The sequence below is a fragment of the Bradyrhizobium sp. HKCCYLS20291 genome (assembly GCF_051167715.1).
GTDB lineage: Bacteria > Pseudomonadota > Alphaproteobacteria > Rhizobiales > Xanthobacteraceae > Bradyrhizobium.
In genome coordinates this window covers 52,864-73,665 of sequence record NZ_JBNPTO010000012.1, presented here as the reverse complement: position 1 = coordinate 73,665, position 20,802 = coordinate 52,864, and the positions used below count along the sequence as shown (strand labels likewise).

General features: G+C 66.4%; 17 protein-coding genes. 6 read left to right on the top strand and 11 right to left on the bottom strand.

Features of this window, described 5'->3' with window-relative positions:
* Positions 1-5: 5 nt before the first annotated feature.
* The 5 genes from ACQR07_RS24330 to ACQR07_RS24310 are packed head-to-tail and all read left to right on the top strand — an operon-like array spanning position 6 to position 5,733.
* Positions 6-836 (top strand): alpha/beta fold hydrolase, encoded by an 831-nt coding sequence (locus tag ACQR07_RS24330; RefSeq protein ID WP_434904661.1) that lies wholly within the window; start codon positions 6-8, stop codon positions 834-836.
* Positions 833-2,119, top strand: coding sequence for an acyl-CoA dehydrogenase family protein (locus ACQR07_RS24325; protein ID WP_434904660.1), 1,287 nt, complete (start codon positions 833-835; stop codon positions 2,117-2,119). The genes ACQR07_RS24330 and ACQR07_RS24325 overlap by 4 nt, the downstream gene beginning before the upstream one ends.
* A 2-nt stretch (positions 2,120-2,121) precedes the next feature.
* Positions 2,122-3,636, top strand: a complete 1,515-nt coding sequence (locus tag ACQR07_RS24320; RefSeq protein WP_434904659.1) for a class I adenylate-forming enzyme family protein — start codon at positions 2,122-2,124, stop codon at positions 3,634-3,636.
* 19 nt (positions 3,637-3,655) lie between these two features.
* Positions 3,656-4,750 (top strand): NAD/NADP octopine/nopaline dehydrogenase family protein, encoded by a 1,095-nt coding sequence (locus ACQR07_RS24315; RefSeq protein ID WP_434904658.1) that lies wholly within the window; start codon positions 3,656-3,658, stop codon positions 4,748-4,750.
* Entirely contained in the window at positions 4,747-5,733 is a 987-nt protein-coding gene (locus ACQR07_RS24310; RefSeq protein ID WP_434904657.1) for a 3-hydroxybutyryl-CoA dehydrogenase, read from the top strand. Before ACQR07_RS24315 ends, ACQR07_RS24310 begins: the two co-directional genes overlap by 4 nt.
* A 1,026-nt stretch (positions 5,734-6,759) precedes the next feature.
* Here ACQR07_RS24310 and ACQR07_RS24305 read toward each other — a convergent pair.
* The 6 genes from ACQR07_RS24305 to ACQR07_RS24280 form a co-directional block, all read right to left on the bottom strand.
* A complete protein-coding gene (locus ACQR07_RS24305) occupies positions 6,760-7,806 on the bottom strand; it encodes a peptidase M29 (RefSeq protein ID WP_434904656.1) in 1,047 nt (348 codons plus the stop codon).
* Between the two features lie 32 nt (positions 7,807-7,838).
* Positions 7,839-8,600: an ABC transporter permease gene (locus tag ACQR07_RS24300; protein ID WP_434904655.1), complete on the bottom strand. Its 762-nt coding sequence runs from the start codon at positions 8,598-8,600 to the stop codon at positions 7,839-7,841.
* Positions 8,597-9,373 (bottom strand): ABC transporter permease, encoded by a 777-nt coding sequence (locus ACQR07_RS24295; protein ID WP_434904654.1) that lies wholly within the window; start codon positions 9,371-9,373, stop codon positions 8,597-8,599. The genes ACQR07_RS24300 and ACQR07_RS24295 overlap by 4 nt, the downstream gene beginning before the upstream one ends.
* Positions 9,370-10,215 (bottom strand): ABC transporter ATP-binding protein, encoded by an 846-nt coding sequence (locus ACQR07_RS24290; protein ID WP_434904653.1) that lies wholly within the window; start codon positions 10,213-10,215, stop codon positions 9,370-9,372. The genes ACQR07_RS24295 and ACQR07_RS24290 overlap by 4 nt, the downstream gene beginning before the upstream one ends.
* Positions 10,216-10,320: 105 nt before the next feature.
* On the bottom strand, positions 10,321-12,027 hold the full coding sequence (gene ilvD / locus ACQR07_RS24285) for a dihydroxy-acid dehydratase (protein WP_434904652.1): 1,707 nt from the start codon (positions 12,025-12,027) through the stop codon (positions 10,321-10,323).
* 26 nt (positions 12,028-12,053) lie between these two features.
* Positions 12,054-13,031, bottom strand: coding sequence for an ABC transporter substrate-binding protein (locus tag ACQR07_RS24280; RefSeq protein WP_434904651.1), 978 nt, complete (start codon positions 13,029-13,031; stop codon positions 12,054-12,056).
* Positions 13,032-13,330: 299 nt separating this feature from the next.
* On the opposite strand from ACQR07_RS24280, the gene ACQR07_RS24275 reads away from it, so the two are divergent.
* Entirely contained in the window at positions 13,331-13,681 is a 351-nt protein-coding gene (locus ACQR07_RS24275) for a RidA family protein (protein ID WP_434904650.1), read from the top strand.
* A gap of 21 nt (positions 13,682-13,702) precedes the next feature.
* On the opposite strand, the gene ACQR07_RS24270 is transcribed toward ACQR07_RS24275, so the two are convergent.
* The 5 genes from ACQR07_RS24270 to ACQR07_RS24250 form a co-directional block, all read right to left on the bottom strand.
* Positions 13,703-13,888, bottom strand: a complete 186-nt coding sequence (locus ACQR07_RS24270) for a hypothetical protein (RefSeq protein ID WP_434904649.1) — start codon at positions 13,886-13,888, stop codon at positions 13,703-13,705.
* 70 nt (positions 13,889-13,958) lie between these two features.
* Positions 13,959-14,432, bottom strand: a complete 474-nt coding sequence (locus ACQR07_RS24265) for a YbjN domain-containing protein (RefSeq protein WP_434904648.1) — start codon at positions 14,430-14,432, stop codon at positions 13,959-13,961.
* Between the two features lie 9 nt (positions 14,433-14,441).
* The gene (locus ACQR07_RS24260) at positions 14,442-18,224 is read right to left on the bottom strand and encodes a phage tail protein (protein WP_434904647.1); all 3,783 of its coding nucleotides are present in this window, start codon (positions 18,222-18,224) and stop codon (positions 14,442-14,444) included.
* 38 nt (positions 18,225-18,262) lie between these two features.
* Positions 18,263-19,453 (bottom strand): hypothetical protein, encoded by a 1,191-nt coding sequence (locus tag ACQR07_RS24255; protein WP_434904646.1) that lies wholly within the window; start codon positions 19,451-19,453, stop codon positions 18,263-18,265.
* A 57-nt stretch (positions 19,454-19,510) separates the two neighbouring features.
* Entirely contained in the window at positions 19,511-20,785 is a 1,275-nt protein-coding gene (locus ACQR07_RS24250; RefSeq protein ID WP_434904645.1) for a hypothetical protein, read from the bottom strand.
* Positions 20,786-20,802: the final 17 nt, after the last annotated feature.

Below are 20,802 nucleotides of genomic sequence, written 5' to 3'. Positions count from 1 at the left end.
TCTGCTTGCCCGGTTCGCAAATCCTGACCACGAAGGACGGCCGCTTCGGCTACGAGGCCGCCGGCGCAACGCAGCCGCAGACGGTCGTCTTCCTGCACGGGATCGGCGGAGCGGCGCGGGCCTGGCGCGGACAGCTCGACCATTTCGGCGGACGGTTTCACGCAGTCGCCTGGGACATGCCCGGCTATGGCCAATCGTCGAGGCTCAACGAGGTCAGCATCAGCACGCTTGCGGGCGCGCTGCAGGATTTTCTCACGCAGATCGCCGCCCACCGGCCCATCCTGGTCGGTCATTCCATCGGCGGGATGATCGTGCAGGAATGGCTCCTCACCCACCCACAGGACGCCGCGGCCGTCGTGCTGGCGCAGACCAGTCCGGCGTTCGGCAAGGCCGACGGCGACTGGCAGAAATCGTTCATTGAAGCGCGCCTCGGGCCGCTCGATCGCGGCGCCACGATGGCGTCGCTGGCGCCGGATCTCGTCAAGGAGCTCGTCGGCGATGATCCGGATCCGCAGGGGCTCGCAGATGCGACCTCCTGCATGGCCGCTGTGCCCGAAGCCAGCTATCGCGCCAGCATGATGGCATTGCTCGGCTTCGATCGCCGCCAGGCCCTGAAGGAGATCAAGGTGCCGACGCTGGTGCTGTCGGGCTCCAGGGACCGCAATGCGCCGGCGCCGATGATGGAGAAGATGGCGAGCTTCATCCCCGGAGCCGGCTATGTCGAGCTGCAGGGTGCGGGCCATCTCGTCAATCTCGAACGACCCGCCGAATTCAACGCCGCTCTCGAACCGTTCCTGAGCGCACATGCGTCACTGACCGCTGCGGAGGCACGATGACCATTCAGGTCCAGAAGACGGCAACGACGTCGGGCGAGGCGCTCGATGCCCCGATGTTCGATCCGGCCGCGTACCGGCTCACGGCCGAGCAGGCCGATATCATCGCGCGCGCCCGACAGCTCGGGCAAAGCGTGCTGGCGGAGCGCGCGGCGACCTGGGATCGCGAGGCGAGCTTTCCGACCGAGAACTACAAGGACCTGCATCGCGCCGGCCTGCTCGGGATCTCTGTCCCGAAAGCGCTGGGCGGCCTCGGCGCCGGCTACCAGACCTATGCGCTCGCCGCCGCCGAGATCGGCCGCTATTGCGGCGCGACCGCGTTGACCTGGAACATGCACGTCTGCTCCACGCTGTGGTCGGGTCCGCTAGCCGACGACCTCGACATGGACGAGGAGATGCGGGCCGCGCATGAGCGGCGCCGCGCGATCCATTACAAGCGCATCGTCGACGACGGCGCGATCTATTCGCAGCCCTTCTCCGAGGGCGGCGCGGCCGCGGCGGGCGGCGTCGCGTTCGGCACCGAGGCGAAGCCCGTCGAAGGCGGCTGGCTGATCAACGGCAAGAAGATCTTCGCTTCGCTCGCCGGCCATGCCGATTATTACGGCGTGCTGTGCACCGAGGTCAGCGAAGGCGAGAAGGCGTCCCGCCGCAACACGCTCTATCTCGCGGTGCCGGCGAACACGGCAGGCGTGTCCGTCGTCGGCGACTGGGATCCGCTGGGCATGCGCGGCACGGTGTCGCGCACGCTGCTGTTCAAGGACGTCTTCGTCGAGCAGGACGCGGCCTTGATGCCGCGCGGCGTCTACTTCCAGGCAGCGCTGCGCTGGCCGCATATGTTCATGACGCTGTCGCCGACCTATATGGGCCTGGCACAGGCCGCCTATGATTTCACCCTGAAATATCTGCGCGGCGAGGTGCCGGGCATGCCGCCGGTCAAGCGGCGGATGTATCCGACCAAGCAGATCGCCGTGGCGCAGATGCAGATCAAGCTGGAGCAGATCAAGGGCATCTGGTTCCAGGCGGTCACCGAGGCGCGCACCAATCCGACCAAGGAGCAGGTGCTGCGCGCCTATGCCGCGCAGTACTCGGTGATGGAAGGCGCCAACGAGCTCGCGGCGCTCGCCATCCGCACCTGCGGCGGGCAGTCGATGCTGAAGACCCTGCCGCTGGAGCGGATCTATCGCGACAGCCGCTGCGGCTCGCTGATGCTGCCCTGGACGGCCGAGCTCTGCCTCGACCGCATCGGCCGCGAAGCATTGTACGAGCCCGGTGAGACGGACGACTGAGCGTGGACCTCTGCAGCCTGATCGAGCGCAACACAGCGTTCACGCCCGACAAGCCGGCGATCCACTTCGAAGGCGCGACGCTGACCTATGCCGAATTCAGCGCGCGCATCGCGCTGACGGCGCGGGCACTGAAGTCCGAGTTCGGCGTCGGACGCGGCGACCGCATCGCGATCCTCAGCCTGAACCGGCCGGACTATCTGGTCCTGCTCTATGCCTGCGCCCGGCTCGGCGCGATCCTGGTGCCGCTGAACTGGCGGCTCGCGGTCGCCGAACAGGTCTTCATCCTGTCGGATGCCGCCGCCAAGGTGCTGTTGCTGGAGCAGGCCTTTGCGCCGGTGCTGCCGGCGCTCGCGGAGAGCCATCCGGAGACCGTGCCCGTCGGCATCGACTTCGCGCCGTCGAACGGCTTGACGATCGAGGATCTGCTGGCCCGTGGTCACGGCGACGATCGCAACCCGCATATCGATCTCTCCTGCCCGCTGCTGATCGTCTACACCTCGGGCACCACGGGCCGGCCGAAGGGCGCGGTGCTGCGGCAGGAGGCGCTGCTGTGGAACGGGGTGATGAGTCAGCACATGCATGGCCTGACCGCGGACGATCACGTGCTGACGGTGCTACCGCTGTTCCATGTCGGCGGCCTCAACATCCAGACCACGCCGGCGCTGCATCACGGCGCGACCGTGACGCTTCATGCGCGCTTCACGCCGGACACGACGCTGGCTGCTATCGTCAACGAGCGGCCGACGTTGACGGTGCTGGTGCCCGCGACCATCCAGGCCGTCACCGAGCATCCGGGCTGGGCCGATGCCGACCTGTCCTCGCTCAAGGCCGTCTCGACCGGCTCGAGCATCGTGCCGCCGGCACTGATCGCGCGCATCACCGCGCGATCCGTGCCGGTGCTGCAGGTCTACGGCTCCACCGAGACCTGCCCGATCGCGGTGTATACCCGGCTCGGCGGCGACCTCTCGCGTGAGGGCTCCACTGGCCTGCCCGGCCTGTGCTGCGAGGCCAAGATCATCGACCGGGATGGCGAGGAGCTGCCGTCCGGCAAGGCGGGCGAGATCGCGGTGCGCGGGCCTAATGTGTTCTTCGAGTATTGGGGCAACGCCAAAGCCACGCAGCAGGCGATCCACGACGGCTGGTACCGCACCGGCGACATCGCGCAACGTGATGCTGACGGCTACTTCTTCGTGCTCGAGCGCAAGAACAACATGATCATCTCCGGCGGCGAGAACGTCTACCCCGCCGAGATCGAGCGCGTGCTGAGCGAGCATCCCGACGTCGTCGAGTGCGGCGTGATCGGCCGGCCCGATCCGCGCTGGGACGAGGTCCCCGTAGCCTTCGTCGTCAAGCGCAAGGACAGCGCGCTCGAGGCCGAGACGTTGCGTGCGCATCTGCAGGCGCAGCTCGCGCGCTTCAAGGTGCCGCGCGACATCATCTTCGTCGACGACCTGCCGCGCACCGCGCTCGGCAAGGTGCAGCACCATCTGCTGCGCCAGATCGAGACCCCGACATGACCAACAGGGAGGCGCGCTCTTGAAGATATCAGTGCTCGGCGGCGGCAACGGTTCGTTCGCAGCCGCTGGCGACTTCGCGCTTGGCGGCCACGAGGTCCGGCTATGGCGGCGTGATGCTGACGCTGTCGCGCAGCACCGGGCCGCGGGATCGACCATCATCGTCAAGGACGTCAACGGCCGGCACGAGGTCCGGCTGGCGCTGGTCACCACCGACATCGGCGAGGCCGTTGGTGGCGCCGAGCTGATCCTCTGCCCGGCGCCGGCGTTCGCGCAAGGCGACATCGCCAAGCAGCTGGCGCCGCATCTCGCCGACGGCCAGGTCGTGTTCCTGCCGCCGGCGACCTTCGGCACGATGATCTTCGCCGCGGCCGCGCGCGATGCGGGCAACAAAGCTCAGGTCAGCTACGCCGAAACCGGCACCCTGCCCTGGCTGACGCGCAAGCACGGGCCGTTCGAGGTCGCGATCACCATTCGCGCCAAGCGGCTGCCGGTCGGCGTGTTTCCGCTGAACACTGCCGCGCACGCGCTCGCCGTCATCGGCCGCGCCTTCCCCGGCGTGATCGAACCGTGCGGTGACGCACTGTCGGGCGCGCTGATGAATGCCGGCTGCATCATTCATCCGCCGCTGATCGTGATGAATGCGGGGCCGATCGAGCATTTCGAGCGCTGGGACATCCACAAGGAAGGCACGCAAGCGTCGATCCGCCGCGTCACCGATGCGCTCGATGCTGAAAGAATTGCGGTGCGTGAGGCGCTCGGCTATGGCGCGCCGCATTTTCCGTTGGCCCATCACTACGCCAAGGACGGCGAGATCTGGATGTATGGCCGCGGCTCGCATGACCGGCTGACCGATTCCGGCGATTGGCGCGAGCAGCTGGTGCTGACGCAGCATCGCTACATGCGGGAGGATCTCAGGCTCGGCCTGTCGTTCCTGATTTCGGCCGCGGACCTGACCGGCACCGCCACGCCGCTCGCCCGCGCATTTCTTTCCATCGGCGGCGCGATCTGCGGCGAGGATTTCATGGCGACGGGACGCACGCTGGCCAGCCTCGGCCTCGGTGGCCTGGATCGCACCGCGCTGCAGGCGCTGCTCCGCGACGGATTTTCCGCATGAGCCCGCGCGGTCACATCGCCTGTCTCGGCGCCGGCCGCATGGGCCGTGGCATCGCCGTGGCCTTCGCCTATGCCGGCCATCCGGTGACGATGATCGACATCAAGCAACGCACGGCTGAGGAGTTTGCAAAGCTCGAACGCGAGGCGCTCGGCGAGATCAGCGCGACCTTCGCGACGCTGGCGCGGCTCGGGATGCTCGAGGCCGCCGATGCCGACAGGCTGATGGGCAAGATCGCCGTGATACCGGCTGGCGCAAGCAACGATGTGCTGGCGCAGACCACGCTGGTGTTCGAGGGCGTGCCGGAAGTGGTCGATCTCAAGCGCGAGGTGCTCGGCGCAGCGTCGCGCGCGGTCGGTCCCGAGGTGATCATCGCCTCGACGACCTCGACGATCCTGGTCGATGATCTCTCCAGTGCGATCGAAAAGCCCGAGCGCTTCCTCAACGCGCATTGGCTCAACCCGGCCTATCTGATCCCGCTGGTGGAGATTTCGCCGGGCAAGGCCACCGATCCGGATGTCACGGCACGCATCAAGAGCCTGCTCGAAGGCATCGGCAAGGTGCCGGTGGTGTGCGCGGCGACGCCGGGATTCATCGTGCCGCGCATCCAGGCGCTCGCCATGAACGAGGCGGCGCGCATGGTCGGCGAAGGCGTCGCCAGCGCCGAGGAGATCGACAAGGCGATCCGCTACGGCTTCGGCTTCCGCTACGCGGTGCTCGGCCTGCTCGAATTCATCGACTGGGGCGGCGGCGACATCCTCTACTACGCGAGCCGCTATCTCGAAGGCGCCCTGGGCAGCGACCGCTACCGCGCGCCCGAGGTGATCGAGCGCAACATGGCCGAGGGCCGCATCGGCCTGCGCACCGGCGCCGGATTTCTCGACTACTCCGGCATGGACGTCGCCGCCTATCGCGAGCAGCGGCTTGGCGCCCTGGTCGAGATGCTGCGCCACTTCAAGCTCGCCCGGCCGCCGGTGGTGGATTGAGCGGCGAGCCGTAGGGTGGGCAAAGGCGCGCCACGCCGTCGCCGCATCACAACGAACGCTCCCGCGCCGTGCCCACCATTGGCGCCGCTGTTGCGGATGCACGGTGGGCACACGACCGCCCTGCGGGCGGCCGCTTTGCCCACCCTACGGCTGTGGCGATCTTGGCCTATCACGGATGTTAGCTGCGGCGACATCAACAAACTCCACTGTCGTCCCGGCGAACGCCGGGACCCATAACCCCAAGGAGCAGTTTGGGGCAGGCTCATTCGTCGACATCTCGCAAACGAAATCGGTCACGGAGTATGGGTCCCGGGTCGGCGCCGCGACGCGCGATGCGCGTCACGGCTTGCCCGGGACGACGGCGGTGGGTGGCGTGGATTTCACGGCTCAAACAGCGATGGACATAGGGACATGGTCTCGCGGCGCGTTGCGCCCGAGGTCTGCGATCAGTTTGTCCCTCGCAAACATGCAGAGGGCGCAGGGAATGCCGGGTGAAGGCCCCACCCATGGCCCGCCTGCTCAAAAAAATGCAGGCGGCAGGTACCACAGGCAAAGCCGGACACGCCGGCATTCCCTGCGCGATGGGCTTACGGCTGCTTCGCGATCTCCCCGGTGCGCCGGCTTGTTGGCCACCGTATCGCGACAATGCGCTTGCGCGCATTGCGCGGACCTCAGCGTCGGGAGGCCAGGACCACGCGACTTGACCGTCCGCAAGCGCCCGTTCGTCCGCACATCCCATCAGGACATGCTGCGAGCTCTCGCGGCCATCGCTCCCCGCCCCGCGTGTCGTGACGATCGCGCGCTACGCCCCATCTGCTCGGGGCGGGATGGCGGGAGAGAACCACGAATTCCGAAAAATAGCAAGGTATTTATTTTTTTCGGAATTCATCCAAGATCCACCGCGACGGCAGACGCTTCGTGGACCGGGGTAACCTGCCTGTCGCGGCGACGGTGCGCTCCCCTCCCCCTTGCGGGGAGGGGGGCGCACCGACTTCGTGGCGGTGGCTCGTGGACTATCAGGAAGGACTACCCGAACACGTCCTGCAGCACGCCGTGCTTGATCACGGCCACGCCGTCCAGTTCGATCGTCGTGCCCATCATGGGCAGATCGAAATGCCCTGCCGTGTAGCGGCCGGCGAATTCGTTGGCGCCGGTGGAGAACAGGAAGTTGCCGGGGACGGCGCGCAGCTCGGTGCCGTTGGTGTCGCGCTGGTCGTACATGGTCAGCGCCTCGTAGCGCGCGCCGGGGTTCATGCCCCAGCCGACATGCGAGACGGCATAGGCCTCGCGGTCGCCCCAGGAGGCCAGATACGCGCGCATCATCGCGGCGTCGGCGCCCTCGCCTGCCAGGTCGGTGATGTAGTCGTCGCGCATGGTCATCGTGACCGGGGAGCTCAGATAGCGCTTGAAGGTGAGGTTGATGTCGCCGGGGGCCATCACGATGGTGCCGTTGACCGATTTGCTCTTGGGGAAGCTGACGACGATGCCGCCCGGCCAATGCGCCAGCGTGCCCGGACGGTCGGTCCAGCCCCAGACGCCGACGGTCGAGGCCCCCTCCATGACGACGTCGAGATCGGTCCCGGCCTTCGAGGTCACGCGCATCCGCTTCGTGCCGCGGAGCATCTTGGCCGCAGCGCGCACGCGCTTCTCCAGCGCCGCATCGGGCCGCATGCGCTCGAGCGCCTCCGGGTGCTCGTTGGAGATCACGAGGATGCGCGCGCCGGCTTTGAGGATCTCCGGCGTCTCCACCGCATGCATCAGGCCTTCGATGGTGCAGTCGACGACGAAGCCCGCCTGCTGGAGCGCGGTCACGACAGGCCCGAGCTTGCCGATGGCTTCAGAGGCGCCGGTCGAGCGCACCGGGACGGGATGGGGGTTGCGCGGCGTCGGCACCACGACATGAAAGGGACGCGCGCCCATGCGCAGCAGCGCCAGCTCGGCAAGGTGAACGTTGAGCGGACGCGACTGCGTCTCCGACAAAATGGCAGCGGTGTCACCGGCCTTGACGGCGCAGCGCTCGAAGATCTCACAAAATGCGTCGATCCATTTCGCCTCGATGCGATCCGCCAGCATGGTCGTTCTCCCGATTGTCGTTGATGTTCTTATCAGACCGAAGGGAAGCCGCGCAGCAGATACGCGCGCAGGCCCTGCAGCAGGGCATTGAGAATGAGACCCAGCAGCGAGATCGTGATCAGCGGCACGAACATGTCGACGGCCTGGAAGGTGCGCGCGGCGGTGACCAGCACGTGGCCGAGCCCATCGGTGGAAGTGATCATCTCGGCCAGGAACACCACGATGCAGGAGATCACGAGGCCGATGCGGCAGCCGGTCAGGATCGACGGCATGGCGGCCGGCAGCACCACCTTCCACAGCACGTCGCGCGGCGGCGTTCCGGCGGCGAGCGCCGACCAGATCAGCTTCTGCTCGACGGTGGTGGCGCCGTAATAGGTCGACAGCAGGATCGGAAACAACGCGTCGGCCGTCACCAGCATGATCTTGGATTCGTGGCCGAAGCCGAGCAGCAGCAGGAAGGCGGGATAGAGCGCGACCTTCGGCAGCGGCGCCAGCACGCGCACGATCGGCCTGATGGCGGCGTTGACCGGCGGGTTCACCGCCGCAGCAATGCCGAGCGAGACGCCGATGACGACCGCGATCGCAAAGCCCGCGAACAGCCGGAACAAGGTCGCCGCGATGTCCTGCTGGAAGGTGACGCTCCTGAGCTGCTGGCTCATCCGCAGGAACACCTGCCCCGGCGGCGGCAGCAGGGTCGGCGGCGCGTAGCCAAACGAGACCAGCCCCTGCCACAGCAAGAGGACCAGCACGATCGGCGCGGCGCCCAGCAGGATGTCGTTCGAGGTCCGCGTCATGAGAAGCTCAGGGGCATGTCGAACTGCGGCTCCGACCAGCGCACCAGCCAGCGTCTGACGACCTCGAACGCCGCATCGAGGCAGATGCCCATCGCGCCGATGATGATGATCATCGCGAACACCGTGTCGTACTGGCCCATGTCGAGGGCGTTGAACAGGATGTTGCCGGCGCCGGATTGCCGCGCGATCATCTCGCTCGTCACCATGGTGATCAGCGCCAGCACCAGCCCGGTGCGGCAGCCGGTCAGGATCTCCGGCAGCGCGGCGGGCAGCACGATGCGGAGCAGACGCGCGGCCGGCGACAGGCCCATCGCCGCGCCCGACCACAGCATCTTCTCTTCCACCGCCTTGGCGCCCTCGAAGCTGTGATAGATCACCGGCAGGCTGACGCCGAGAAAGATCACCAGCGTCTTGGAGATGTCGCCGACGCCGAGCCACAGCATGATGATCGGCATCAACGCCGCCTTCGGCACCGGGTAGATCAGCATCAGCAGCGGATTGAAGAACGCGGCGGTGGCGCGGCTGCGGCCCATCAGCAGCCCGAGCGGGATCGAGAAGGCAAGCGCGAGCGCGAAGCCGATCGCCATCCGACGTAGCGAGGCCAGGATGTTGATCAGCGATTCCTTGTCGGTGAGGATCGCCGGAATCGCACGCAGCGCTTCGAGCGCCGTCGGGACGCTGTCGTTCTTCAGTCCGAGCGAGGCGAGCTGCCATGCCAGCAGCAGCCCGCAGCAGGCCAGCACCGGCGCCAGCGGCTTCATCAGTCCGTTCATGACGGCAGCTCGTTGTCGCCGGTGTCGTCGAACATGCGCTCGATGTCGACGATGTATTTCTGGTAGCGCGGATCGAGCAGCAGCTCCTCGCGACGCCGCGGCCGCGGCAGGTCGATGTCGATCACCTCGCGGATGCGGCCGGGCGAACGCGACATCATCACCACCTTGTCGGACAGGAACACGGCCTCCTCGACCGAGTGGGTCACGAACAGCACGGTCTTGCGGTCGCGCTCCCAGATCTCGAGCAGGTCGTTCTGCAGCCGCGTACGCGTATGCGCATCGAGCGCGCCGAACGGCTCGTCCATCAGCAGCACCTCGGGCCCGTAGGCGAGCGTGCGCGCCAGCGCGACGCGCTGCTTCATGCCGCCGGAGAGCTCCTTCGGATAGAATTTCTCGAACCCGGTGAGCCCGACCATCGCGAGCAGCGCGCGGGCACGGGCTTCGGCCTTGCCCGGTTTCATGCCCTGCTGCAGCGGGCCGTACATGACGTTGCCGAGCACGCTCTTCCAGGGAAACAACGCGAACTCCTGGAACACCGGACCGCGGTCGGTGCCGGGTCCGGTGATCGGCTTGCCCTTCATCTTCGCCATGCCGCTGGTCGGGCTGACGAAGCCGCCGACGATGTAGAGCAGGGTCGACTTGCCGCAGCCGGACGGACCGAGGATGGAGACGAAGGCGCCCTCGCCCACCGTCAGCGAGATGTCCGACAGCGCGGTGTGATCACGGCGCGAGGATGTCGTGAACACCTGTGAGACGTGTTCGATCTCGATGATCGGCGTGCCCGCACGGCGGCCGAGCGCAACGCCCGCGAGCTGGCCAGGTCGGATCGGGGTCACGCCCATGTCGACTTCTCTTTCCGCTGCAGCACGCTCAAGCACTCCGTAGATCACGGACAAACGAACGGCTGCAAATCAGCAAGATCCTTGCCAATCGTTGCTGCTCGCTGCTCATTCCTGCTCCCGATCGAACCAGGGCCATTCCGCCGGTCCTTCATGGGTGACGGCGCCAAGCGGCGCCTGGCCGACGAGTTTCGCGTATTTCGCCAGTGCCCCTGCCCTGTGCCGCGCCGGACGTTGCGTCCAATCGGCGCGACGCGCGGCGAGCTCGCGCTCGTCGAGCAGCACGTCGAGCGTGCGCGCCTTGGCATCGATACGGATCGGATCGCCGTCGCGCACCAGCGCCAGCGGACCGCCGACGAACGCTTCCGGCGAGACATAGCCGATGCACAGGCCGCGGGTGGCGCCGGAGAAGCGGCCGTCGGTGATCAGCGCGACCTTCTCGCCCATGCCCTGGCCGTAGATCAGCGCGGTGACGCCGAGCATCTCGCGCATGCCGGGCCCGCCGACCGGTCCCTCGTTGCGGATGATCAGCACCTCGCCGGCCTGATAGTTGCGGGCGCGTACCGCGGCGACGCACGCTTCCTCGTCCTCGAACACCCGCGCCCGGCCCTCGAACGCCAAGTTCTTGAGGCCGGCGACCTTGATGACGGCGCCGTCGGGCGCGAGGTTGCCCTTGAGCACGGCGACGCCGCCGTCCGCCATGATGGGCTTTCCCGGGCTGAATACGATCTCGCCATCGGGCGCATTCGCGGAGGCATATTCCTCGGCGAGCGTGCGGCCCGTGACGGTGAGGCAGCTGCCATCGATATGGCCGCTCTCGATCAGCGCGCGGATGACGACGGCCGCGCCGCCGATGTCGTAGACGTCCTTGGCCGTGTACTTGCCGCCGGGCCTGAGATTGCCGATCAGCGGCGTGCGCGAAAACACCTCGCCGACATCGTCGAGGGTGAAGCGGATGCCGGCCTCGTTGGCGATCGCCGGCAGATGCAGCGCCGCGTTGGTCGAGCCACCGGTGGCCGCGACGATCGCGGCGCCGTTCTCCAGGGATTTGCGCGTGACGATGTCGCGCGGCAGCGGGCCGCCGCGCGACAGCATCTGCATGATCAGACGGCCGGCCTGGCGCGCGACATGGGCGCGCTCGGCATAGACGCCGGGGATCATCGAGACGTTGGGCATCGACAGGCCCATCGCCTCCGACAGCATCCCCATGGTGTTGGCGGTGAACTGTCCGGCGCAGGCGCCGATCGTCGGCAGGCAGCTCCGCTCGATGCCTTCGAGCGTGGCGGCGTCGATCTCGCCGGTCATGTAGCTGCCGACGGCTTCATAGGAATCGAGCACCGTCAGCGTCTTGCCCTGGTACTTGCCCGGCAGCGCGCTGCCGCCATAGATGAAGATCGAGGGCACGTTGCAGCGGACCATGCCCATCATCACGCCAGGCAGGGTCTTGTCGCAGCCACCGAAGCCGATCAGGGCGTCATAGGCGAGGCCGTGGACGACGGCCTCGATCGAGTCGGCGATCAGCTCGCGTGAGAACAGAGAGAACTTCATTCCCTCATGGTTCATGCTGATGCCGTCGGACACCGAGACGGTGGCGAACTCGCGCGGCGTGCCGCCGGCCTCGGAGACCCCCGTCTTGGCCGCGTCGACCTGGAAATCGTGCGTCATGTTGCAGGGCGTCTGCTCGCCCTTCTGGCTGACGACGCCGATCATCGGCTTGGCGATGTCGGCATCATCCAGCCCCATCGCGCGCATGAAGGCGCGGTGCGGGGCGCGGTCGAGCCCCTCCACCGTCACGCGCGAGCGCAGCTTCCTCATCGACGATGTGCTCCGCGTGGCGCCGGTTACTGGATCGGCGCGACGATCGTGGGATGCTTGAACTGGGCGACGTCGAGCTTCGGCAGCATGCCGGTCTCGGCATAGATGTCGAGCATCTTCTGGATCGCCGGGAAGTTCGGCGCAGCGACGGGATCGCGGCCGAAATCATTGTCCTTGAGCAGATAGGTGTCGATCACGGCGACCGGCGCCTTCATCACCTCGGACACGACCTTGAGCGTCTCGTCCCGATTGGCGAGCGCCTTCTTCATGCCGGCGGTGATGTCGCGGACATAGGCCTTCACCAGCTCCGGGTTCTTGTCGACGAAATCGGCGCGGCAGGCCTCCAGGATGTGGACGATGTTCGGCATCGCCTCGGAGAGCTGGAACAGCTTGCGGGTGCCGCCCTTGGCCTCGGCGCGCGCGGCGAACGGCTGGTTCATGTTGACGGCATCGACGCGGCCCTGGCGCAGCGCATCCTCCGACACGGCAAAGCCGACCTCGACCAGCTTGATGTCCTTGGCGGGATCGAGCCCGGCCTGCTTCAGCAGCATGTTGAACGGCCCCTGCGTGCCGCCGCCGATCACGGAAATGCCGACCGTCTTGCCCTTGAGGTCGGCAATGGTCTTGATCGGCGAATCGTCCTTGACGGCCCAATACACCGAGAAGCCGCCGGGCTTCTCATAGACGTGCTGGGCGACGATGTAGGCCTTGAGGCCGCCGCCGACGACGCCGTTGGACAGCGACAGCGGCGCCTGGGTGGCGCAATCCAGCGCGCCGGCCGCGAGCGCCTGGGTCATCGGTGCCGTACCCTGGAACTGGGTCCACTCGATGTTGTAGGTCTTGCCGAGATCCGGAAACTCGCTCGGCCGCTTCATCATCCAGTATTTCGATTCCTCCGCCGGAATGGTCCAGCCGACGCGGATCGTCTGCTGCGCCAGCGTCGGTCCTGCGCTCGTCGCCACCGCGATCACAGCCAGCGCCGCCAGCATCCATGTCTTCCGCATCACGCCCCTCCGTTATGTCCAAAAAGGAACCTCGCGCGGAATGTTTCATGTCTCAAATATGCGTGCAAGCGCGGAAAACGCTCCCTGATTGCCTGAGCGCCGGGCAGCGGCTCGCCGCGGCGCGATGGGTCCTCGCGCGGCCGGCCGGCCTCGATACCGCCTGCCGTGTGCTGCCGCCGGATCGGCAACGCAAGGTCGCATTCCGGCCGGGGACGACAAAGCAGCCCGCACCGACTGGCGCGACCGCGCTGCACGCGCTAGGGAGAGGCCCCGAATTGACCTTCTGAGGAGTTGTCCTGATGTCCATCCAGCGTTTCGAAGTCGGCCCGCGCATGAGCCAGGTCGTCGTGCATGGCAACACCGTCTATCTGGCCGGTGTCGTCGCGCAGAAGACGGCCGGCGAGAGCGTCACCAAGCAGACCGAGGAAATCCTCGCCATCATCGACGGCCATCTCGCCAAGGCCGGCACCGACAAGTCGAAGCTGCTGTCTGCGACGATCTATCTCACCGACATCAAGACCTTCGGCGAGATGAATGCGGTGTGGGACGGCTGGGTCTCCGCCGGCAACACCCCGGCGCGCGCCACCGTCGAGGCCGGCCTCGCGGCGTCGCAATACACCGTCGAGATCATGGTGATCGCGGCTAAGTAAGTTGCTACGGCCGTCGCGGCGCTACTGCGTGTCGCGGCGGCCGGTCTTGCGATTGAGCGGATCGCGCCGCTTGCGCATGAGGCCTTCCGGCAGCACCGGCGCGGTGCCCGGTAGCGGCGCGGCGCGCACGTCGGCGCCCCACTGCTCCCGCTGGCGGGGCGTCGTCTCGTCCTTGACCTGTTGCGGCTGCGGCAGCCAGCGGTTCACACGGCTCGGACCTGCGTTCGGGACGGATCGCAGCGACCGATCTCTCCACTCGACGCCCCATGGCGCGCTATCAACCGTATTCCGCCTTCGCGATCGCGCGCGCAGGGGTTTCAACGCCGGCGATCACTTCCGCCATTCCTGGAAAGAACTCGTCGAAAGCCACCAGGGCCGGTCGGATGACGTTGTCGATCAACCGCTCCGACAGGCCAATACCCTTGAAGTTGACGCTGCTTTTGAAGCAGACCTGACCGTCGCGGAAATCGAGCTCGAAATTGCCGATTCTGAGTCCTGCATTGGCACGGCAGACATATTCGGCCACCGGCGGCCGCATCTGCTCGAGCAGCGTGATCTCGGGAACGATGTAGAAGAGAAACTCGTCCAGCTCGTGCTTGATCTGAAAGTAGTACTTCAGAGGACAAAGCTCGGCTGCCTGTAAGACTCTCAGCGCCGATCCCGGCTCGATTTCTTCGGCCTGCCAGTTGCGCCCTGCCAGATAGCTGAGAAGGTTTCTGTAGTCCGGACTGTCGTTGCGGTCGTCACTCATCTCGCCTCCTCAGCCACCCGGATTGTGCCGTTCGCGGAACTTCTTCCGCATCAATCTGACCGTCATGACGGTCACGTTCATATACCCCTCTTTCACGCCCGACTGATCGGGATCTCGCCAGAGCGCCTCAAGGATGGCCAGGTTGGCTTCAAACTCGGCCTCGTTGCCCTGCTCCAAGGCCTCATCGGCTTTCTTCTTGGCTCTGGCAAACGTTCGTCCCTTCTCCTGGTTCTCTTGCGAGTCGCCCGCCCATAGATTGTCTTCATTATTGAATTGATCGCGAAGATATTCCTGGGCGGCTTCGAGCACCGCGGGCCTGGTGAGGCGAGCCGGAGCATGATTCAACCGCGTGAGAATAGCAGCCGCCTGCCTGACAGTCTTCCCATTCAGAGACAGCTTCACGCGCTCATGAAGGACCTGCCAAGCCTCGATGTGCCGCCGATCCTGGCCCTTCGTGATAGGCACAGCTTCTTTCGTCGACGGTCTGAAACTGGGCCGCTCCATGATCTTGCCCTCGATCTGCAAGACGATGTCAGCCTGGCTCTTCTTTTCCCCTGTCTTCTTCTTCGGCGGACTGGCGACATACGTGTAGTCCCAGGTTTCGGCGCCTTCGACGACGGTGACTGATTTGAAGACTGGATGCCGCTGCTTCACTGTCGCAGCGACGGTCTCGGCATGCTCGCGGGTAATTGTGCCGCTTTCCAGCTGCTGTTGATCGAGACGATCGATTTCGGCGAGACCGGCCTCGACCCTGGCATCGTGCTGCGGGTCATCCGATTCGACCTTGTCGTCTTTCCCCTTCTTCTCCTTTCCTCCGAACAATCCCTTGATGAAGCCGCCGGCGGCCTTCACCAGCGTCACCGCCTTGCCGATCACCCAGTCGATGGCCTTGTTGACCGGGGCCTGGGCCTTCTCGATGGTCTTGCGGATAGTGCCGCTGATGTCACCGAGCCCGAGCAGGCCGGCGAGGAAGCCGATCGCGACCGGGATCGCCTTGGCGAGCGCGTCCTCCACCATGGTGGCCGCGACGCCGATCGAGCCCTTGGCGATCGCCGCAATCGAATCGATCACCGCGTTGACGAGATCGAGGATCTGCTGGCCGCGGGTGACGAAGAACATGACGATGTCGTAGATCGCCTTGCAGGCCTTGAAGAACGCCGACGCCGGGTTGAGCAGGCCGATGATCCAGGTGACGCCGGCGATCAGCACGCGCTCCTTGATGAAATCGAAGATCGCGTCGAGCACCATCGACTTGAGGTCCTCGACCTTCTCCTTGATGAAGCGCCACAGGCCGGCAATGCCCTCGGTGGCGACGATCTTGAAGACCTCCGCCGCCTGTTCCAGCGCCGCCACGATCGGTTCGCCGACGATCGCCACCGCGCGGGAACGGAAATTGGCGTAGGTGAGCCCGAGCACCTGCAGCACGATGCTGATGATCCCCTTGAGGTCGAAGCTGTCGGGAAGCTGCAACCCCGCGCCCGCCAAGGCGCCGAAGATCCATTCCATCAGCCCCTTCTTCAGGTGCTTGCCGATGTTGGACATGAAGTTCTTCAGGCCCAGCATCACCCCCGACACGAGGTTGCCGAGGAAGCCGATGGGATCGGAGATGATGTCGTCGAGGACGGCTGCCGCCTTTGCCAGGATGCCCAGCAGCATGTTCTTGAAGGCGATGATCTTCTCGATCAGGCCGACCGTGGCGTCGTAGATCCGCTGCCAGAGCGATTTGTTCGCCTCGCGCAGCTCCTGCTCCATCGCCGACATGCGTTCGTAGGAGCTCTTGTATTGCTGGGCGAGCTTGTCGACGAGGGCGTCCCGGCGCTGATTGATCTCCTCGCCCATCGCGTCGAAATCGGTGCTGACCGCGGCCATCGCGTCGTCGGCGAAATGCTGCACCGAGCTGTCGAGGCCGTTGCGGAAGTCCTCGACCTGCTTGCGGCCGTCTGCGACACACGCCTTGGCCGCGGCCAGCTTGGTGTCGACCAGAGTCACCACCTGGTCTACGGCAATATCGACTTCCTGCAGATATCGCAGGCGCGCCTTGCCCAGGGAGTCCTCGATCAGCTTTTCCCAATCGCTGCCCCAGGTCGTGAGCCAGGTGCCGACGCCGCCCTTGGCGTCCTCGAACGTGTCCTTGTAGGCCTGCTCGGCGCGCGACAAGCCGGCCTCGAAAATGTCCGACGCCTCCTTCTCCATCGTCGACAGGATCTCGCCGACCTGCGAGCGCGTCTTGTCCCTGATGCCGTTGATGGTCTCGGTGATGCGCTGTCGCTCGCCGGCGTTCTTCGCCGCGGTGCCGACCTGGTGTCCGGCCACCCGGCCGACATGCTGCTGCCGCGTCCCGTGGATGCCGCCCAGCCCTTTGCCCAGTTCGGCCTGCGCCGCCAGCTTGGCGTGATCCTGGACCTTGGCCTCGGACTGCCGGTAGCGCGCCTCCGTACCGGCCTCGTGCTGCTCCACGTTGGCTCGCGCCTGAAGCGTCTGTCCGAACGCCGGCTCGTTGCCTTTCTCGAGCTGCTCCTTGCTGACCTTGTTGTCGGCCATCGCGCGATCGGTCGGCTCGCGGTCGCTCGAATAGTCGAGGCGCTCGGCGGGAAGCGGCGCCGGAGCCACCGGCGCGGCCGAGACCGGCGCAGGCGGGGCTCCGGTCTGCTCGGGCTGCAGCGCGGTCTGCGGCGGTGCCGGCTGCGACGATGGCGGCACGTCCGCGCCGGGTTGCGACTGCGACTTCAGAGGTCCGGTTGCCGTATCGCGTTGCGTGGCGAGCTGGCCTCCCATCGTCGCCCTGGCGTCCGCCGCGCCCGACTTCATCAGCTTGTCCGCGGCTGCTTCGGTCTTTGGCTTGGGCGTCGCGTCTTCGATCGCTTTCTTGAGCTTTGTCCTGAATTCATCACGCGGCACGGACTTGGTCTGGGCGGTCGCGGCGCCGAGATTGCCGACGGTCTGCGTCGCCGCGGAGCGCAGCTGCTCGGTTTTCGGCGTGATCGCGGCCGCCTGGGCGGAGGCAACGGCCGTCGTCGCCGGCGTATGCGCGCCCGAACGGGCCGCGCGGTGATGGATGTCGGCGATGGTCGAAGCGATGGCCTCACGTGGTGACGGCGCAGCAGCCTTCGGGCCTGCGGCAGACGCGGCTGCACTGCCGTCCGCCTTCGCCGGTGGCGCGGCCGCGGCGGACGCTGCGGGGCCTGCTGCTGTGGCGACAGGTGCTGCTGCTACGCCGGCCGTCGGCGAGGCGGCAGGCGCGGATGTCGCCGCCGCCGATTGCGCGGCGGCCCCCGGCGCCTTCGGCCCGGGCTTCATCGCGTCTGGTTTGCCGGCATTCGCCTGCTGGGCGACGGCCGGCGCACGACCATCCGGAGCGGCCGCCGCCGCAGGCTTGGCGGCAGCTTCCGCGCTCGGCCTGGTCGCCGGCGCTGCGCCCTGCGTGCCCCCGGCCGCCGGCGATGCCGCCGCAGCATGCGACGGGCCGGCGCTCTCCGCGACGAGTGGATCGGATGGAGTCTTGCCGGTCTTGGCGGCGTCGCGGGCGCGAAGCTCCGCAACCACGCTGGCTGCGTAGCGGTTGCCATAGGTCTGCTGGATGCGGGCGAGCATCGCACGGCGTGTGGCGACGGAGCTCGCGCCCCCGGCCTGTTCGGCGATCAAGGCGGCCGCGGATTGAGGATCCATGGCCGGCGACAGCGCATGGTCGTCGTTGCGCACGACGCGCGACGGCGCCGCCTTGCTCGCTCCGTGCGCGGCGTCGGAGTCGCGATGTCCGGTCTTTGCTTCGGAGCGGGCAGCTGTCGCGGCCATGCGGGCTCTCCAAGCTCAATCGCGCCGATACGATCGTCCTATTGCAAGAAGACCTGTAGCGGCGCTCCCGGAGCCTCCGCCGTGGCCCGTTGGAAGATAAGCCGCACCCGGACGCGCACGCCGAGCAGCAACGGAACGCGCCATTCCGCGACGGGCGGCAGCTTGACCTTGACCTGCTGCGACGTTCCGATGTTCGGCGCGACGGTGACATTCGCGCTCTTGGCCAGAACGTCGGACGTGTCCGCATGGAGGAACAGGATCTCGGTCCCGGTCGCAGGTTGGCCGTCCCCGAGCCTGGGATCGCGAATGTTGACCCCGCGCACGCTGATCTCTCCGCCGGGCCCGCTCGTCGCCGGCGTCACGGCTGTGACTTGCGGGGCCGCCAACACGGAAAACGCATTTGCCGGGCTGTCGACGGGGCCCCCTGATGTCGTCACGGTGAAGTGGTTCGTTCCGAGAGCCGCGTTGGCGGCCACGGTGAGCATCGCCGTGATGCGCGCGCCGGCCAGGTCGGACTGAATGTTCTGCACGGTGATGCCCGGCTTATCGAAGTTGATCGCCGTGGCCCCACCGAGCTTCATCCCGGCGATGGTGATCTGCACGCTGGAGCCCTGCAGCGCCTGTTGCGGATCGATGCTGCTGATCACCGCGCTCTGCTGCAGGGGCTTGCCTCCCGTGAGGCCGGCATTGATCTGGGTTCGCTGCCGCTGTCCCGGTGTCACCACCATGCTGTCGAACGCCACCTTGCCGAGCACGATCAATGGCCGTGCCGGGTTCGGCTCCGGCGGTGCATTGCGGTGAACAGTCACCACTGCAGTCTCTTTGATCCGCGTCGGATGAGCCGCATCGCCGCCGCTAGGCTGCTCGTCATAGTGGATCGTGACGATTCCAGTGTCGCCGGGCTGCAGCGGCACGGGGACGCTGGCGCTTGCCACGGTCAGACTGATCGACGTCACGTCCTGCCGCAGGATGATCTCATGGGCTTCGGCGACGTCGGAACGCCGGCCAATCGCCATCCCGGCCCTGACGCGAATGGCCTTCTGGGCGGGGTTCGGCACCTCGACCGCGAGATCGGCAGACCCCGTCTCGATCACGCCGCTCTTGTCAAAGAGCGCGAACAACAGCCTGCGCTGCATACGGACCGCATAGTTGGTGAGATCGTTCAGCTCCTCCTGCTTCAGGAACTGTCCGTCGAAAAAATTGACGCGCTTGATCTCGGTTTCCGCCATCGAACGATTCCTTGTCGTGCGTGAGGCCCGTTGCGCGAGCCCGTCGCAGCTCACTTTTCACTGGCACAATTGGTCATTCGGCATGCAGGCCATGCATATGGCGTCCGGCCTGCCGACGATGCCGGGCGGGCGCTCGCAACAATGCTCCGAGCTCACCTCGCAGGTCTGCAGACCGCGATGATCCCTGGCGTAGAACTGGCCATGAAGGAGACCGGATGCGGTCTGGATGTTCAGCGTCAGCCCGAACACGTCCAAGCCGAGCCCAAGATCATCCAGACTGATCGTCATGTTTGCTGCGTCCCTGTTGCTGATGGCAACGATCTTCGGCGCCGGGACATCCAACGCGAACTGCGGCGACCAGACCGAGATATCCGTCGTATTCACCATCGAGAAGTCCGCCCCGCCCAGCGCAGTGACATTGATCGTCGCCTTGCCGGGAGGACCGGTGATCCATCTCGGCTTAGCGATCCTGATGGCCGGCCCCTGCGTCAGCGAAAATGTCTTGTGTACGCTGATGTCACCCTGCCGCACCGTCAGCAATCGAGGTCCAGGCGCCGCGCTGTTGCCGATGACCAGCGACAAGGTCGCTCCGACTGCAGCGACATCGCGCAGGCCAACAGATTCGATATCGGTCTCAGGCAAAACGCTGACTTCGGCGAGCTGCGACAGCGCGAAGCCGCGCGCCGTGAGCGTCAGGTTAGCCGTCGTTCCAGTTCTCACTAGACCGGACGCGAGGTCGATCTGGGGCGACTGGTAGACATTGCCAGTGGGCGCAAGACTCCTGAAGGACCCTTGCGTGATGCCGCCGACAGCGCGCACGCCGGTCGCCGGCAAGCCGGTCAGCTCCAACTTCCAGGTTTCGACTGTCTCAGCAGGAATCTCCTGTAGGTGAACGATCGAAAGGGCGTAGAGGCCCGGCGCGGTTGCCGGCTGCAGCCGGGCCAGCTCAACCTGCTTGAGCGGAAACGGCTGACCAGCCTCCTCGCTGCCCGGCACGTAGATCTTGGAGTTGCCGTTGAAGCTCAGCGTCAATCGCGCGGCCGGGGGCAATTCCAACGCGGGAGGCGGACTCGTCACAGCGTTGCCATCCGGACCAAATTCGAGCAGCACGACAGTCTGGCTGTTGGCCGTCTTGGGCCCGGGCACATCGAACTCGACCACGGCGGCGGGCGTGTCGGAAAACGTCAATGTTTCGGGCAGCAACGTCCCCGACGGCTGTGCAAAGGCTGCCAAACTCCACATGAAGGCCAACAGAGCGATGAGGAGTGCTGCCCACCATCGACCGAGCAGGCCGTCGATCCCACGCGCCTGCCGGCGGTGGATGCCGATCAAAGGAGATGATGGTCGGA